Genomic DNA, 13,869 nt, shown 5'->3' on the forward strand with positions numbered 1-13,869 from the left:
GGCCGTCGGCCTACGGCATGATCTGCCGCCGTGACCACCCCTGTGACCAGCACCGCTGCCGCCTGCCCGGACTGCGGCGGCACGCTCACCGACGACGAGCGGTTCACCCGCTGGTGTCCCGCCTGCCGCTGGAACGCCCTGCCGAGCACTGGGCAGCCCAAAGCCTCCGACGCTGCTCCGAGCAGTCGTCGGCGACTCACCGGCCGGCTCGACCGCAACGCGGAGGAACGGCTCTTCACCGAGGTCGGCACAGCCGCCGCCGAAGGCAGGACGCTGCGGCCCACCATGTCCGCAAACTGGTGCGCCGCCGCGGTGTTGGCCCTACCCGTACACCTGGTCACCTTCGCCCTGCTCGCCCTTGGTTGCTGGCTGCTGACCTTCGGCACCTGGATCGCCGACGCCTTCGGCGTCGCGGTGGTCCTGATCGCGGTCTTCCTCCGCCCCAGACTGGGCCGCTTCTCCCGCGTGCTGAAGAGCGCGCCGACGCCGGGCCGCGAACGGGCCCCGGAGCTCTGGGCGTTGGCCGACTCCGTCGCCGACCGGCTCGGAACACGGCGCGCCGACGCGATCCTGCTCAACGCCTCCTTCAACGCGAGCTACCGCCGCGCCGGGCTGCGACGCCGGGTGGTGCTGACGATCGGAGTGCCGCTCTGGTACTCGCTCGAACCGCAGGAGCGCGTCGCACTGTTGGCCCACGAGTTCGGCCACGGGGCCAACGGCGATGCCACCAGCGGATTCTGGCTCGGCACCGCGCTGGTCTCCCTCGCGCAGTGGTACGAGATGCTGCTGCCCGGACGCCGGTTGAGCGGTGGCCGCAGCGCGGGAGGCGGTCTCGCCGTGGCCGGCGAGGCGCTCGCCCAGGTGGTGATGTTCGCGGTCCGCGGCCTGGTCGTGCTCTGGTTCCGGCTGCTGGAACGGTTCACCCTCGCGGACAGCCGCCGGGCGGAGTACCTGGCGGACGGCTTCGCGGTCCGCCTCGCCGGAGCGGACGGAGCAGCGGGACTGCTCGGGGCGCTCACGCTGCAGTCGGCGTACTGGCACGTCGTCCATCAGCGCACGGTCGCGGCTCGGTGGGTACCGAGTGGACGCGGCGCGAAGGCCCCGGCGAAGACGGAGACGCAGGAGGGCCCGGAGACCCTCTGGGCCGAACTCCAGGAGTACGTCCGGTCGATCCCCGAGACGGAGCGCACCCGGCGGATCGTCGCCGACGAGCTGAGCGACACCGTCGCGGACGGCAGCCACCCGCCGACCCACCTCCGGGTCGGGTACGTGCGCGCCTTCCCCGACGCTCCGGCAGAGCTGGCGCCGTCGGCCGAGACCTGGGACGCGATCGCGAGCGAGTTGCGGCCTTTTGCGAACCGGTTGGCCGCCCACGTCCTCGACAGCTGAGCTCGACCGCCGAGCTCGACCGCCGAGCAGGCCAACGCTGCGCACCGCCCGTATCCGGCGGAAGTGACCCGCCGGTAAGGTGACCCGCTATGGACGCGACCTCGCAGGCCACAGAGATGGCGCAGACGTCAACGACGGCCCCGACGGCGCCGCAGCTCGACCCGGCGCGGCCGATTGAGGCGGTGCCGGATGAGGCGGTGCTCGCCGCGTTCGAGGCGGCCACCGGGTTCATGCCGGTCGACGAGGGCCTCGCCCTCTACGCGGCGGCGGTGGACGCGGTGACCCGGACCGGGCTGCCGCTGCTGGAGGTCGGCACCTACTGCGGCCGGTCGACGATCCTGCTCGCCGAGGCGGCGCGGCTGGGGGGCGGCGTGGCCGTCACCGTCGACCATCACCGCGGGTCCGAGGAGCAGCAGCCGGGTTGGGAGTACCACGACGCGACGCTGGTCGACCCGGAGATCGGCCTGATGGACACCCTGCCCCGGTTCCGCCGCACCCTGCACGCGGCCGGGCTGGAGCCGTACGTCGTGGCCCTGGTCGGGCGGTCGCCGCAGCTGGCCGCGCTCTGGGGCAGGCCGCTCGGGCTGGTCTTCGTCGACGGCGGACACACCGACGAGCACGCGACCGGCGACTACGACGGGTGGGTCCCGCACCTGGCACCCGAGGGCCTGCTGGTGATCCACGACATCTTCCCGGACCCGGCCGACGGCGGTCAGGCGCCGTACCGGATCTACCTGCGCGCTCTTGCCGACGGCTTCGAGGAGATCTCCGTCACCGGCTCACTGCGCGTGCTGCGACGCGGCTGACAGGCCGAACCGGCTGGAGCGGCTGGATCGGCCGCACCGACCACGCACGCCACCCGGACAGAACGCCCTAAAGCGCACGGACCGTTCTGTTCCGGCGGACCCGTCCGGACCGGCCCAGAACGGGACCACGACCGTCGGGAAGATCCGCCGCGCCCACGAACCGGTTCGATACGGTGGCCGCCATCGAACCGGGAACGAGGTGGCGCGTGAGCGAGCAGGACAACCCCGCACCCGCGGTGTGGGACCCGACAGCGCGGGGCGGAGCGGGCGGCTGGGTCCGCCGCGGCAACGGCGGAACCGCACCGACGCAGCAACCCCAGCAGCCACCTCAGCCGTCCCAGCCTCCCCAGCCTCCCCAGCCACGTCAGCCGTCCCAGCCCCAGCAGTCCCCACTGCCGCCCCGGCCGCAGACGGCTGCCGCGAGCTCCTCGGCGGACGAGGAACCGACCGAACTGCTGCCGCCCGTTCGGGAGCTGGACCAGCCGATGGTCCGCCCCTACGCGCCGACCGCGGCCCCGTCGTACCCGCCGCCTCCACCCCAGAACCCGGACCCGGGCGCGCATCCGGCGCCCCCGTCGTACCCGCCGCCCTACCCGCCTCAGCCCGCACAGCCGCCCACGTACCCGCCGTCCTACCCGACGACAGCGCCTCAGCAGCCGTACGCGCAGCACCACCAGCCCTTTCAGTCCCCCTACCGCCAGCCTGACCGCCGGCCCCACGACCCGCCGGGCTTCGAGCCCTACGGGACGACGGCCACCGACGACGGTCCCGCTCCCCGGTCGCGCATGCCGCTGCTGGTCGCGGCGGTCATCGTCGGCGCCGCCGTGCTCGGCGTCGGCGCGGTGTGGGCGCTCGGGCTCGGCTCGTCGTCGGGATCGAGCAGCCGGGCCGCCGGGTCCGCCTCGTCGGCCACGCCCGCCCGTTCCGGCCCGGCCGCCACCGGCGGGTCCGGGGCGGCGTCGCCGTCAGGAAGCGCCTCCGCGAGCGCGAGCGGGAACGCCCGGACGCAGGCGCAGGCCGTGGACGGGCTGTTGAACGAGAGCAACTCCGACCGCAACCAGGTGGTCTCCGCCGTGCAGTCGGTGGCGGCCTGCAGCAGCCCGGCGTCCGTCGCCGCCGCGCAGTCCTCGCTCCAGCAGGCCGCCGCCGACCGGCAGAACCTGATCAGCAAGCTCGGGCAGCTCAACGTCTCCGCCCTCCCCAACGGGACCGCGTTGCAGCAGCTGCTCACCAAGGCCGAGAACGAGTCGCTCAGCGCGGACCAGGGCTACGCCTCCTGGGCCGGCGCGATGGCCAATGGCGGCTGCCAGCCCAACAAGGTGACGCAGACCTCGGACTATCAGGCCGCGGGCGCCAGCAGCGCCCAGGCCACGACCGACAAGAAGGCGTTCGTGTTGCAATGGGACCCGATCGCCAGCCAGTACGGACTCCACCCCTGGACCGAGAATGAACTCTGACCATCACGACGACGACCCCGCGCCGCTCCGGCGGCTCTCCAAGGCCACCACGCTCGTGCTGGTGCTCTCCGCGCTGGTGCCGCTCTGCTTCGCGGGGTGGCTGGGATGGCAGGCCGTCGCCGGGGAGCGCGGCACCGCTGCCACGTCCGGAGCGAAGCCGACGGCGGGCGCGAACGGCAGGAAGCCGTCCAGCGACGGGGCCACGAAGAGCAGTTCCTCCTCCCCGACTTCCACCTCGGCAGGAACCGCGGCATCCACCGCGGCAGGCAGCACGGGCAAGCCGCTGGCCGACAAGGTGATCGTGATCGACCCCGGCCACAACCCGAACAACGTGAACCACCCCGACGAGATCAACAGCCTGGTCTTCGTGGGCAACGGCAGCAAGGCCTGCGACACCACCGGCGCCTCGACGGACGCGGGCTACCCCGAGGCGGACTTCACCCTCGACGTGGCCCGCCGGGTCCGCACGCTGCTGGAGGCCGAGGGCGCCAAGGTGATCTTCACCCAGGACGGGAACACCCCGTGGGGCCCGTGCGTGACGCAGCGTGCCGCCGTCGGCAACCAGGCGCACGCGAACGCGGCCATCTCGATCCACGCGGACGGCGCGGGACCGACCGACTACGGCTTCCACGTGATCATGCCCGCCCCGGTCGACCAGGGCAGCGTGGACAACCAGGCCATCGTCGCGCCGTCGCACACCCTGGGCATGGACGTCCGTTCGGCGTTCGCTACGGCGACCGGCGAGCACTACGCCACCTACATCAACGGTGGTCAGGGCTATGACATCCGCAGCGACCTCGGCGGCCTCAACCTCTCCACCGTGCCGAAGGTCTTCATCGAGTGCGCGAACATGCGGGACGCCGCCGACGCCGCCAAGGTCACCTCGGCGAGTTGGCGTCAGCTGGCCGCTCAGGGCATCGCCGACGGACTCAGCGAGTTCGTCCTGCACGAAGGCAACACGTCGGGCTGATACGGTCCTAAACGGTCATGGGTGGTCCGCCCGTATCATCCGTTCGCCGCACCGTACTCGACGACTCACGAGAGGCCTGACTCGGTGAATCTGCGAAGCGTCACCCGGGGAGATGCCGCGCTGGCGGCCTCGGCGCTGCTGCTGTTCGTCTCCTCCTTCTTCACCTTCTACAAGGCGGACGCAGGGCTGTGCCAGACGGCGCCCGGGGGCGGTGGCGTTTGCTCCACCAACGCCTGGAGCGTCGCGCTCTTCCCGCTGCTCCCCAGCGTCTTCCTGCTCGGCGTGGGCGGCGCGGTGCTGGTCCTGTTGGACCGTCTGATCGCGCAGCCGCCACAGGTGTTGAACATTCCGCTGCGCGTCTGGGGCACGGTGCTGACGGTGGCGTCGGCCTGGTCCGCGCTCTGGGCGCTGTTCGGCGGCCCGACGGGCGCGCTGTGGGGGGAGCCGGCGGCGACGTCCGGCCCGCAGCTCGGCGCGTTCCTCGCGCTGCTCTTCTCGCTGCTCACGGTGGTCTTCGCGGTCTCCGGTCCGGTGCTGCCGGCGCTGGTCGTTCCGCTGCTGCCCGAGGCGAAGCCGACGACGCCGGGCGCACCGGGCGCGCCTGGCGCCCCGGGCATGCAGGGCTACGGCGCCCAGCAGCCGCACCTGGGCCACTTCGGCGGCCAGCCGGTCCAGCAGGCCCACCCGGGACAGCCGTTCCACGGCCCGGAGGCGACGCCGGGGCAGACCCCGCCGGCCGGCGCCGGGTACCCGTACGCGCAGCAGCAGCCCCCCGCGCCCTCGCCGCAGCCGGCGACGCTCCGCGAGGCCGCCCCGCACGACGCACCGCCGCCCCGTGAGCGCGGTGGCCGCACCTTCCGCCTCAAGCCGGAACCGGGCGCGCTCAAGCCGGAGCAGGGAGCGCAGGCCCAACCCGGCCCGCAGGGCCAGGCGTCCACCCCGGCACCGGCAGCCTCTGCTGCGCAGGCGCCCGGGCAGACGTCCGGGCAGGCGCACGGACAGGTCGGGGCTCCCGCTGCTGCCGCCGCCCCGGCGGGTGCTGTCGCCGCCGCCGCGACGCCTGCGCCGCCGTCCTTCTCGCCGTTCTGGTTCGCGGTCCCGGCTGCGCGTCCGCTGGCTCCCGAAGACCACCCGAGCGGCCCGTCGGTCGGCGAACTGGTGCCCGGCACCTGGTACCTGGCCATCGCCCAGCGCGGCGAGGCGCTGCTGACGCAGACCCAGGAGGGCAAGCGCGGCCTGCTCAAGGACACCTCGGGCATCCAGCGCGGCTGATCCCGGAGACCCGACCAGGGGCTGACAACTCAGCGCCCATTGTCACCTGCGGACCCCCACGTTAATCTGATGCTCCGTCAGTTTACCGTGGGGGTTTCGTCATGCGCCTCGGTCTGGTCCTCGGCTACTGGGGCGCAGCGCCCACGCCGGGCTTCGTCGAACTGGCCCAGGAGGCCGAACGGCTCGGCTTCGACTCGGTGTGGACCGCGGAGTCCTGGGGCTCGGACGTGTTCACCCCGCTCACCTGGATCGCCGCGCACACCAGCCGGATCCGGCTCGGCACCGGCATCGCCCAACTCGCCGCGCGCACGCCCACGGCCACCGCGATGCACGCGATGACCCTGGACCACCTCTCCGGCGGCCGGATGCTGCTCGGACTCGGCCTCTCCGGCCCGCAGGTCGTCGAGGGCTGGTACGGACGGCCGTTCCCGCGTTCGCCGCTCACGGCGGTGCGCGAGTACGTGGACGTGATCCGCCAAGTCCTGCGCCGCGAGAGGCCGGTGACGCTGGAGGGCCGCTACCACGCCCACCCCTACGCGGGCCCGGACGGCACCGGGCTGGGCAAGCCGCTCAAGCCGATCCTGCACCCGCTGCGGGCCGAACTCCCCATCCTGCTGGGCGCGGAGGGCCCCAAGAACATCGCCCAGACGGCCAGGATCGCCGACGGCTGGCTGCCGCTGTACTGGTCCCCCGAGCGCGCCGACCTCTACGCCGAGCCGCTGGCCGCGGCGCGGCCCGGTTTCATGGTGGCGCCGATGGTCCACGCACGCGTCTGCGAGGACGTCGAGGAGGGCCTGGCGCCGATCCGGGCCATGCTGGCCTTCTACGTCGGCGGGATGGGCGCGCAGTCGCGCAACTTCCATGCCGACCTGATGGCCCGGATGGGCTTCGAGGCGGAGGCCCGGCGGATCCAGGAGCTGTTCCTCTCGGGCCGCCGCGACGAGGCGATCGCGGCGGTCCCGACCGCGTTCGCGGACGAGATCAGCCTGGTCGGCCCGCGCGAGCGGATCGCCGACCGCCTCGCCGCTTGGCACGCCTCCCCGGTCACCGACCTGCTGGTCACCTCACGCGACCCGCTGACGCTGCGCACCCTGGCCGAACTGCTCCTCTGAACCTGAACCGCAGTGCGTCAGTCGAGCGTCAGGCCGGTGCGCCAGAGGGCGTGGACGCGCGGGTCGCCGAACCGTTCCGGGCCCGGAGTACCTTGCGGCAGACGGCCGTTGAGCCAGAGCATCACGTCCAGCGCGGTACCGCGGACGGCGGCGTCGGCCTTGGCGTGGCCGTGTTCGACGGTGAACCCCTCGGGCGTGCGCAGCAGTTGCCACTCCCCCGGCACGTCCGTGCAGTGCAGATGCAGGCTGTCGCCCTCCCCGCCCAGCGCCTCCCGGCCCTTGGCGGCGAGCACGGCGGGCGTGCCGGCGTTGGCGAGCAGCTCGTCGATGTTGTCGGCGGCCAGCTCCGGCTCGGCGACCGGGAGTTCGCCGACCGCCAGCTGGCCGTCGATGCCGTGCACCAGCGACTCGTGCGCGATCCGGCGGCCCCACCAGCAGGTGCTGCCGTTGCCTGCCCAGCCCCACAGCTCCACGCCCGGACCGGCGTCGCGCAGCCGGCCGACGCCGAGCTCGACGGCTGCGAGCAGCCACTGCGCCGCGGCGTCGTCCGACATCTCCCGGTCCGGGACCTCGCGCATCCGCACCGGTTCCTGGGCCTTGCGGCCGACGATCTCGCCGATCCAGCGGTAGACCATGCCCGTATGGAAGGCCAGGTCGCGCAGGGTCCACTCGGGGCAACTCGGCACGGGCGCGGTCAGCCCGTCCGGCCCGACGCGGGTGACGATCTCGGCCAGCCGACGGCCGTTGTCCTCGGCGGCGTCGAGGTAGCGCTCATGTGACAGCCAGTCCATTGCCATGGCACGGACGCTAACAGGCCCGCGGCTCACCGTCATGCGGGTAGTTCCGCGGGCCTGCTGGGGGCCGTCCGAGCGCCCCAGGCCTGGTTGCCGGGTGCGTCGAGTCAGGCCTCGCGGACGGTCGCGCAGCAGTCGGCGGTCAGGCCGGAGGGGAGTTCCTCCCCACCGAAGACCGAGACGGTCGCCTCGTCGCCACCGAGGGCGGCGACGGCGAGCAGCAGCGCGCCCGCCGTCCAGGTGGTGCGCTCCTCCGGCCAGACGGCGTCGTCCTCGAAGACGTAGCCGGTCCAGTAGCCGCCGCTGTCGTGGCGCAGGTGCTGGATGGACTTGAGGATCTCCACCGCCCGCGTCGACTCGCCCACCGCCCAGAGCGCCAGCGCCAGTTCGGCGCTCTCGCCACCGGTCACCCACGGGCGGTCGGAGACGCAGCGGACGCCGAGTCCGGGGACGACGAAGCGGTTCCAGTCGCGGTCCAGCCGCTCGCGGGCCGCCTCGCCGCGCAGCGCCGTGCCGAGGACGGGGTAGTACCAGTCCATCGAGTAGCGGTCCTTGTCGAGGAACCGCTCCGGGTGACAGGCGACCGCGTGGCCGAGTTGACCCGCCGCCAGTTCCCAGTCGGGCTGCGGCTCTTCGAGGTACTCGGCGATGGCCAACGCGCAGCGCAGCGCGTGGTGGACGCTGGAACAACCGGTCAGCAGCGCCTCGTCGGGCGCACCGCCGTCCTCCTCGCGCCGCCAGGAGACGGTGCCGTCCGCACGGCCGAGACCGAGGACGAAGGTGACGGCCCGGATGACGGTGGGCCAGATCTCCTCCAGGAAGGCGTCGTCGCCCGTGGAGAGGTGGTGGTGCCAGGCCCCGACGGCGACGTAGGCGCAGAAGTTGGACTCCCGGCTGCGGTCGCTGGGTTCGCCCTCCCGGTAGGCGGAGAACCAGGAGCCGTCCGGATTCTGACTCCGCATCAGCCAGCGGTAGGCCGCTTCCGCCGCCGCCTGCTCGCCGGCGACGTCCAGCGCCATGGCGGCCTCGACGTGGTCCCACGGGTCCAGATGCCCTCCGGTGAACCACGGGATGGCCCCGTCCGGGCGCTGCTCGGCCAGGATGCTGCGGACGGTGACCTCGGCCTGCTCGGCCGTCAGCACACCGTCCAGGATCAGCGTCCTCACTCGCCCACCTCGAACGACGCACTTTCCCCGGTGCGGGGCTTGGTCGCGTAGGCGACGAAGCTCTTGCCGATCGCCGGGTTGAGCGCCTTCTCGGTCCAGCGGGTCAGCTTGCCGACGACCGGCGCGCCCACGATGTCCCACACCAGCAGCTGGTGGTAGGCGCGGACCGGCAGCGCCTTGTCGTTGTCGACGCCGACCGCGCACTTGATCCACCAGTACGGCGAGTGCAGCGCGTGGGCGTGGTGGGTGCCGTAGGGGTCGAGCCCCGCGCCGCGCATCTTCTCCAGCAGCTCGTCGCCGCGGTAGATGCGGATGTGGCCGCCCTCGACCTCGTGGTAGGCGTCGGAGAGCGCCCAGCAGATCTGCTCGGGCAGCCAGCGCGGCACCGTGATCGCGATCGAGCCGCCCGGCTTGAGCACGCGGACCATCTCGGCCAACACGCCCTTGTCGTCCGGGATGTGCTCCATCACCTCGGAGATGATGATCTTGTCGAAGCTGTCGTCGGGGAAGGGCAGCGAGAGCGCGTCGCCCTCCACCGCGATCGCGGACGCGCCGGGAGGAGCCTCGCCCTCCAGGTCCATCGCCGCGAACCAGCGCCGCACCTCGCGGATCTCCTCCGCGTTCTGGTCGAGCGCCACCACCCGGCCGCCGCGCCGGTAGACCTCGAAGGCGTGGCGTCCTCCGCCGCAGCCGAGGTCGAGCACCCGGTCGCCTGGCGCGATGGGGAAGCGGGAGAAGTCGACGGTCAGCACGGCCGGGGCTCCTTAGGGTTGCGGGAACTGCGAGCTGCGGTCCAGGAGTGGCGCACAGTGCAGAGAAGTGGCGGAGGAGTTCGGAAAGTTCAGGGAGCCGGAGCGGGCCGGCAGGAAGCTCAGACGTAGCGCCAGCCCGCACCCGCGCGGGCGTGCTGCCCGATACCGGTCGCGATCGCCTCGCGGTAGCGCTCGACGGTCAGTTCGGCCGCGCGGCGCCAGGTGAAGCGGGAGAGGACGCGGGCGCGTCCGGCCGCGCCGATCCGGGCGCGCAGCTCGGGCTCGTCCAGCAGCCGGCCGAGGGCGGCGGCCAGCGCGCCCGGGTCGCCCGGCGGAACGGCCAGGCAGGTCTCCCCGTCCGGACCGGCGACCTCCGGGATCGCGCCTCCGGTGGTGGCGACCAGCGGCGTGCCGGTGGCCATCGCCTCGGCGGCGGGCAGCGAGAAGCCCTCGTAGAGGGACGGCACGCAGGCCACCTGGGCGCTGCGGACCAGGTCGACGAAGGCCGCGTCGTCGATGCCGCCGCGGAACTCGACCGCGCCCTCGAGACCGAGCCGCTTGATCGCCTCGGCGACCGGGCCCTCCTCGGGCCGCTTGCCGACCACGACCAGGTGCGCCTCGCGCTCGGTGCGGACCTTGGCCAGCGCCTCGACCAGGTACACCAGGCCCTTGAGCGGCACGTTGGCGCTGGCCGTAGTGACGATCCGCCCCGGAACCTCGGCGACCGACGCGTCCGGCGACCACAGCTCCACGTCCGCGCCGATCGGCACCACGTGGACGCGCTGCGGCGCGACGTCCAGGTGCTCGACTATCTCGCGGGCGGAGCTCTCGGACACCGTCAGCACCGAGTCCAACCGGGCGGCGACGCGGCGCTGCATGCTCGCGAACCGGTACCAGCGCCGGACCGAGAGCCTGCGCGCCCAGCTCGGCGCCGCGGCCAGGTCGAGCTTGCGGTCCACGGTGATCGGGTGGTGGATGGTGGTGACCAGCGGGAAGCCGATCCGGTCCAGACCGAGCAGGCCGTAGCCGAGGGTCTGGTTGTCGTGCACGACGTCGTACCGGCCGCGGTGCAGCGCGAGGTGGCGCCGAGCGCGAAGACTGAAGGTCAGCGGCTCGGGAAAGCCGCCGGTGCGCATGATCGCGGTCTCCAGCACGTCCACCGGCCCGCGGTATTCGGAGAGTCCCGGCGTGCGGAACGGGTCCGGCTCGCGGTAGAGGTCCAGGCTGGCGATCTCGCCGAAGGCCAGCCTGCCCGGACCGGCCGGGTCGATCGCGTCGACATCCAGCACGGGGTAGGGCTGCCCACCGAGCACCCGGACGTCGTGCCCCAGCCGGGCCAGCTCGCGCGAGAGGTGACGGACGTAGACGCCCTGGCCGCCGCAGAACGGGTTGCCCTTGTACGAGAGCAGGGCGATGCGCAGCGGCTCGTCGTGGCTCGCGGTCAACTGGGACCCCTCTCCTGGGTCTCTTGCTTCTCTCCCGTGCCCTCCCCGGGCCGCCTTGGCCAGGGTAATCTAGAACACGTTCCAGCGTGACAGCATGGAGAGAGCATGAAGATTACCGGCCCGTAGCTTTTCCCGGTTTCGCGGGGTGGGGTGATTCGCGCCACGCCTGCCCTGTGCGCCATCATGCGTGGGATCCAGTGGTAGGTACGTAGGAGCTCCCGATGACGACCAGCCCACGGCCGGCGGCGCCACCGCTCACCGAGCGGCAGGAGGCGCGTCGCCGCCGCATCCTGCACACTGCCGCCCAACTGGCGTCGCGCGGCGGGTTCGAGGCGGTTCAGATGCGCGAGGTCGCGGACACGGCGGGCGTCGCGCTGGGGACGCTCTACCGCTACTTCCCCTCCAAGGTGCATCTGCTGGTCGCGACCATGCAGGACCAGCTCCAGCTCTTCCAGGACCAGACGCGCAAGCACCCTGCGGCCGGGGAGGACCCCGGCACGCGGGTCGCGGAGACGCTGATGCGGACCTTCCGCGGGCTCCAGCGGGAACCGCAGCTCGCGGAGGCGATGGTCCGCGCCCTCACCTTCGCGGACCGCTCGGTCAGCGCGGAGGTCGACCAGGTCTCCCGGATCACGGGAGCACTCATTCTCGACGCGATGGGGTTGGACCAGCCGCCCACTCGCGAGCAGTTGGCCGCGGTGCGGGTGATCGAGCACACGTGGCACTCGGCGCTGGTGACCTGGCTGTCGGGGCGGGCGTCGATCGCGCAGGTGCGGATCGACCTTGAGACGGCATGCAAGCTGTTGACGATGGAGTAGACGGATCCCTTGGGCACGCGGGGAAGTTGCACCTCCAGGGGCGCGGGGCCCTGCTTGGCGCCCCTGAGGCATCTGCAACTCAATCCGGGAAGACAGGGTCTCCGGTCTCTGCCAGCTGAATGAGGATCGCCTCCACCGGGCAGCTCTCCGCAGCCGCCAACACCGCCTCGGAAGCGTCGAGCTCGTCCTCCCTGGGGTGCGACTGACGCGCAGCGTCCAAGCGGAACGCTTCCGGCGCGCTGTTCGCGCAGAACCCGCTGCTGATGCAGACGCCGCGGTCGACCTCGACGTGCCACCGATCGCCCATCCGCGCTCAGCCCTCCTCGGGAATCGCGTAGCCCTGCGGCAGGTTGATGGTCTTCTCCTCCAGGAAGCCCGCCAGGCCCTCGGGGCCGAACTCCCGGCCCAGGCCGGAGTTCTTGAAGCCGCCGAACGGGCCGTTGAAGTCCAGGCTGAAGCTGTTGACCGAGAAGGTCCCGGTACGGACCTGCCGCGCGATGTCGACGCCGTGTTCCGCGTCGGCCGCCCAGACACTGCCGGAGAGGCCGTACTCGGAGTCGTTGGCGATCCGGATCGCGTCCGCCTCGTCCTCGTAGGGCAGCAGGCAGACGACCGGGCCGAAGATCTCCTCGCGGGCCACCCGCATCCGGTTGTCGACGGACCCGAGCAGCGTCGGTTCGACGTACCAGCCGCGGGGCTGGGACTCCGGGACGCCGCCGCCGGCGAGGACCTTCGCGCCCTCGTCCTGGCCGATGCGGATGTAGTCGAGGTTGCGCTGCTGCTGTCGCCTCGCGACCAGCGGGCCGATCTGCGTCTCCGCGGCGAGCGGGTCGCCGACGACCAACTCCCCCACCGCCGCCGCCATCTTGTCCGCGATCTCGTCGTAGCGGGAGCGCGGCGCGAGGACGCGGGTCAGGGCGACGCAGGCCTGGCCGTTGTTCATGTAGGAGGAGCCCATGAGGTTGGCGACCGCCGCGTCCAGGTCCGCGTCCGGGAGCAGGATGGCGGCCGACTTGCCGCCCAGCTCCAGGGTGACGCGGGTGAGGTTGCGCGAGGCGACCTCCATGATCCGCTTGCCGGCCGGGACCGAACCGGTGAAGGAGATCTTGTCGATGCCCGGGTGCCCGACCAGGTACTCGCTGACCTCGCGGTCGGCCGGGAGGATGCTGAGCACGCCGTCGGGCAGCCCGGCCTCGGTGGCGATCTCGGCGAGGATGTAGGAGTCCAGTGGGGTCTCCGGCGACGGCTTGAGCACCACCGTGCAGCCCGTGAGCAGCGCGGGCGCCAGCTTCGCCGCCGCGACGAACTGCGGGACGTTCCACGGCACCACGGCCGCGACCACCCCGGCCGGTTCGCGTCGGACGAGGAGCGGGCTGAGCACGCCGCTGCGGTACTCCTCGAACCGGAAGTTCCGGGCGGCGGCGATGGCCGCGTCCCAGATCATCATCGGGCCGTAGGCCTGGGCCAGGATGCTCCACGAGTACGGCGAGCCGTTCTCGGAGCTGATCACGCGGGCGATCTCGTCTGCACGGGCGGCGATGCCGTCCTTGATCCGCTCGCAGACGGCGATCCGCTCGGCCAGGCTCATCCGCGGCCACGGTCCCTCGTCGAACGCCGTCCGGGCGGCGTCGACCGCGCGGTCCACGTCCTCGCGGGAGGCGTGCGGGACCCGGCCGATGACCTCCTCCGTGTGCGGGGAGATCACCTCGATCACCTCGGACCCGGCCGGGGCGACCAGCACGCCGCCGATGTAGAGCTCGCCGTACTCGGTGACGCCACCGGACGCAGCGCTTTCGGTCATCGACCTCTCCCTCCGGAACCCTGTCCCACTCAATGAGAACTGATACCAGTTCTACTTATGGGCAGCAATGGCCATGCAGTAACCTCC

13 protein-coding genes are annotated in these 13,869 nt (G+C 72.4%); 7 read left to right on the forward strand and 6 right to left on the reverse strand.

Annotated elements, in window-relative coordinates; genetic code table 11:
- The first annotated feature begins 30 nt into the window (after positions 1-30).
- The 6 genes from ABH940_RS22090 (at position 31) to ABH940_RS22115 (ending at position 7,006) form a co-directional block, all read left to right on the forward strand.
- Positions 31-1,389, forward strand: coding sequence for a M48 family metallopeptidase (locus ABH940_RS22090; protein WP_370069451.1), 1,359 nt, complete (start codon positions 31-33; stop codon positions 1,387-1,389).
- 230 nt (positions 1,390-1,619) lie between these two features.
- Positions 1,620-2,195: a class I SAM-dependent methyltransferase gene (locus ABH940_RS22095; RefSeq protein ID WP_370069632.1), complete on the forward strand. Its 576-nt coding sequence runs from the start codon at positions 1,620-1,622 to the stop codon at positions 2,193-2,195.
- 206 nt (positions 2,196-2,401) lie between these two features.
- Entirely contained in the window at positions 2,402-3,652 is a 1,251-nt protein-coding gene (locus ABH940_RS22100; protein ID WP_370106016.1) for a hypothetical protein, read from the forward strand.
- Positions 3,642-4,622 (forward strand): N-acetylmuramoyl-L-alanine amidase, encoded by a 981-nt coding sequence (locus ABH940_RS22105; RefSeq protein WP_370106018.1) that lies wholly within the window; start codon positions 3,642-3,644, stop codon positions 4,620-4,622. The genes ABH940_RS22100 and ABH940_RS22105 overlap by 11 nt, the downstream gene beginning before the upstream one ends.
- 84 nt (positions 4,623-4,706) lie before the next feature.
- Positions 4,707-5,894 carry a hypothetical protein gene (locus tag ABH940_RS22110; protein ID WP_370069445.1) on the forward strand — a complete coding sequence of 396 codons (1,188 nt, stop codon included), beginning with the start codon at positions 4,707-4,709 and terminating at the stop codon, positions 5,892-5,894.
- Positions 5,895-5,995: 101 nt separating this feature from the next.
- On the forward strand, positions 5,996-7,006 hold the full coding sequence (locus ABH940_RS22115) for an LLM class F420-dependent oxidoreductase (protein WP_370106019.1): 1,011 nt from the start codon (positions 5,996-5,998) through the stop codon (positions 7,004-7,006).
- A gap of 17 nt (positions 7,007-7,023) precedes the next feature.
- Here the strand turns inward: ABH940_RS22115 and ABH940_RS22120 are convergent, their stop codons facing one another.
- The 4 genes from ABH940_RS22120 to ABH940_RS22135 all read right to left on the reverse strand — a co-directional run bounded on the left by ABH940_RS22120 (position 7,024) and on the right by ABH940_RS22135 (position 11,163).
- Entirely contained in the window at positions 7,024-7,803 is a 780-nt protein-coding gene (locus tag ABH940_RS22120; protein ID WP_370069441.1) for a maleylpyruvate isomerase family mycothiol-dependent enzyme, read from the reverse strand.
- A 104-nt stretch (positions 7,804-7,907) separates the two neighbouring features.
- Positions 7,908-8,942 (reverse strand): prenyltransferase, encoded by a 1,035-nt coding sequence (locus ABH940_RS22125; protein WP_370069630.1) that lies wholly within the window; start codon positions 8,940-8,942, stop codon positions 7,908-7,910.
- A gap of 20 nt (positions 8,943-8,962) precedes the next feature.
- On the reverse strand, positions 8,963-9,718 hold the full coding sequence (locus ABH940_RS22130) for a methyltransferase domain-containing protein (RefSeq protein ID WP_370069439.1): 756 nt from the start codon (positions 9,716-9,718) through the stop codon (positions 8,963-8,965).
- Positions 9,719-9,837: 119 nt separating this feature from the next.
- On the reverse strand, positions 9,838-11,163 hold the full coding sequence (locus ABH940_RS22135; RefSeq protein ID WP_370069437.1) for a glycosyltransferase family 4 protein: 1,326 nt from the start codon (positions 11,161-11,163) through the stop codon (positions 9,838-9,840).
- Between the two features lie 221 nt (positions 11,164-11,384).
- Here ABH940_RS22135 and ABH940_RS22140 point away from each other — a divergent pair, with 221 nt between their 5' ends.
- On the forward strand, positions 11,385-11,981 hold the full coding sequence (locus tag ABH940_RS22140) for a TetR family transcriptional regulator (protein WP_196198070.1): 597 nt from the start codon (positions 11,385-11,387) through the stop codon (positions 11,979-11,981).
- Positions 11,982-12,060: 79 nt separating this feature from the next.
- On the opposite strand, the gene ABH940_RS22145 is transcribed toward ABH940_RS22140, so the two are convergent.
- Complete coding sequence (locus tag ABH940_RS22145) at positions 12,061-12,288, reverse strand: ferredoxin (protein ID WP_370069435.1); 228 nt, start codon at positions 12,286-12,288, stop codon at positions 12,061-12,063.
- A 6-nt stretch (positions 12,289-12,294) separates the two neighbouring features.
- Entirely contained in the window at positions 12,295-13,782 is a 1,488-nt protein-coding gene (locus ABH940_RS22150) for an aldehyde dehydrogenase (protein ID WP_370069433.1), read from the reverse strand.
- Positions 13,783-13,869: the final 87 nt, after the last annotated feature.

This window comes from Streptacidiphilus sp. BW17 (assembly GCF_041262485.1).
Classification (GTDB): Bacteria; Actinomycetota; Actinomycetes; order Streptomycetales; family Streptomycetaceae; genus Streptacidiphilus.

Bases quoted from the DNA above. Each gene is read 5' to 3' on its own strand.
- ABH940_RS22095 (WP_370069632.1), top strand. From the start codon at position 1,620: ATGCCGGTCGACGAGGGCCTCGCCCTCTACGCGGCGGCGGTGGACGCG.
- ABH940_RS22105 (WP_370106018.1), top strand. From the start codon at position 3,642: ATGAACTCTGACCATCACGACGACGACCCCGCGCCGCTCCGGCGGCTC.
- ABH940_RS22115 (WP_370106019.1), top strand. From the start codon at position 5,996: ATGCGCCTCGGTCTGGTCCTCGGCTACTGGGGCGCAGCGCCCACGCCG.
- ABH940_RS22120 (WP_370069441.1), bottom strand. From the start codon at position 7,803: ATGGCAATGGACTGGCTGTCACATGAGCGCTACCTCGACGCCGCCGAG.
- ABH940_RS22140 (WP_196198070.1), top strand. From the start codon at position 11,385: ATGACGACCAGCCCACGGCCGGCGGCGCCACCGCTCACCGAGCGGCAG.
- ABH940_RS22145 (WP_370069435.1), bottom strand. From the start codon at position 12,288: ATGGGCGATCGGTGGCACGTCGAGGTCGACCGCGGCGTCTGCATCAGC.
- ABH940_RS22150 (WP_370069433.1), bottom strand. From the start codon at position 13,782: ATGACCGAAAGCGCTGCGTCCGGTGGCGTCACCGAGTACGGCGAGCTC.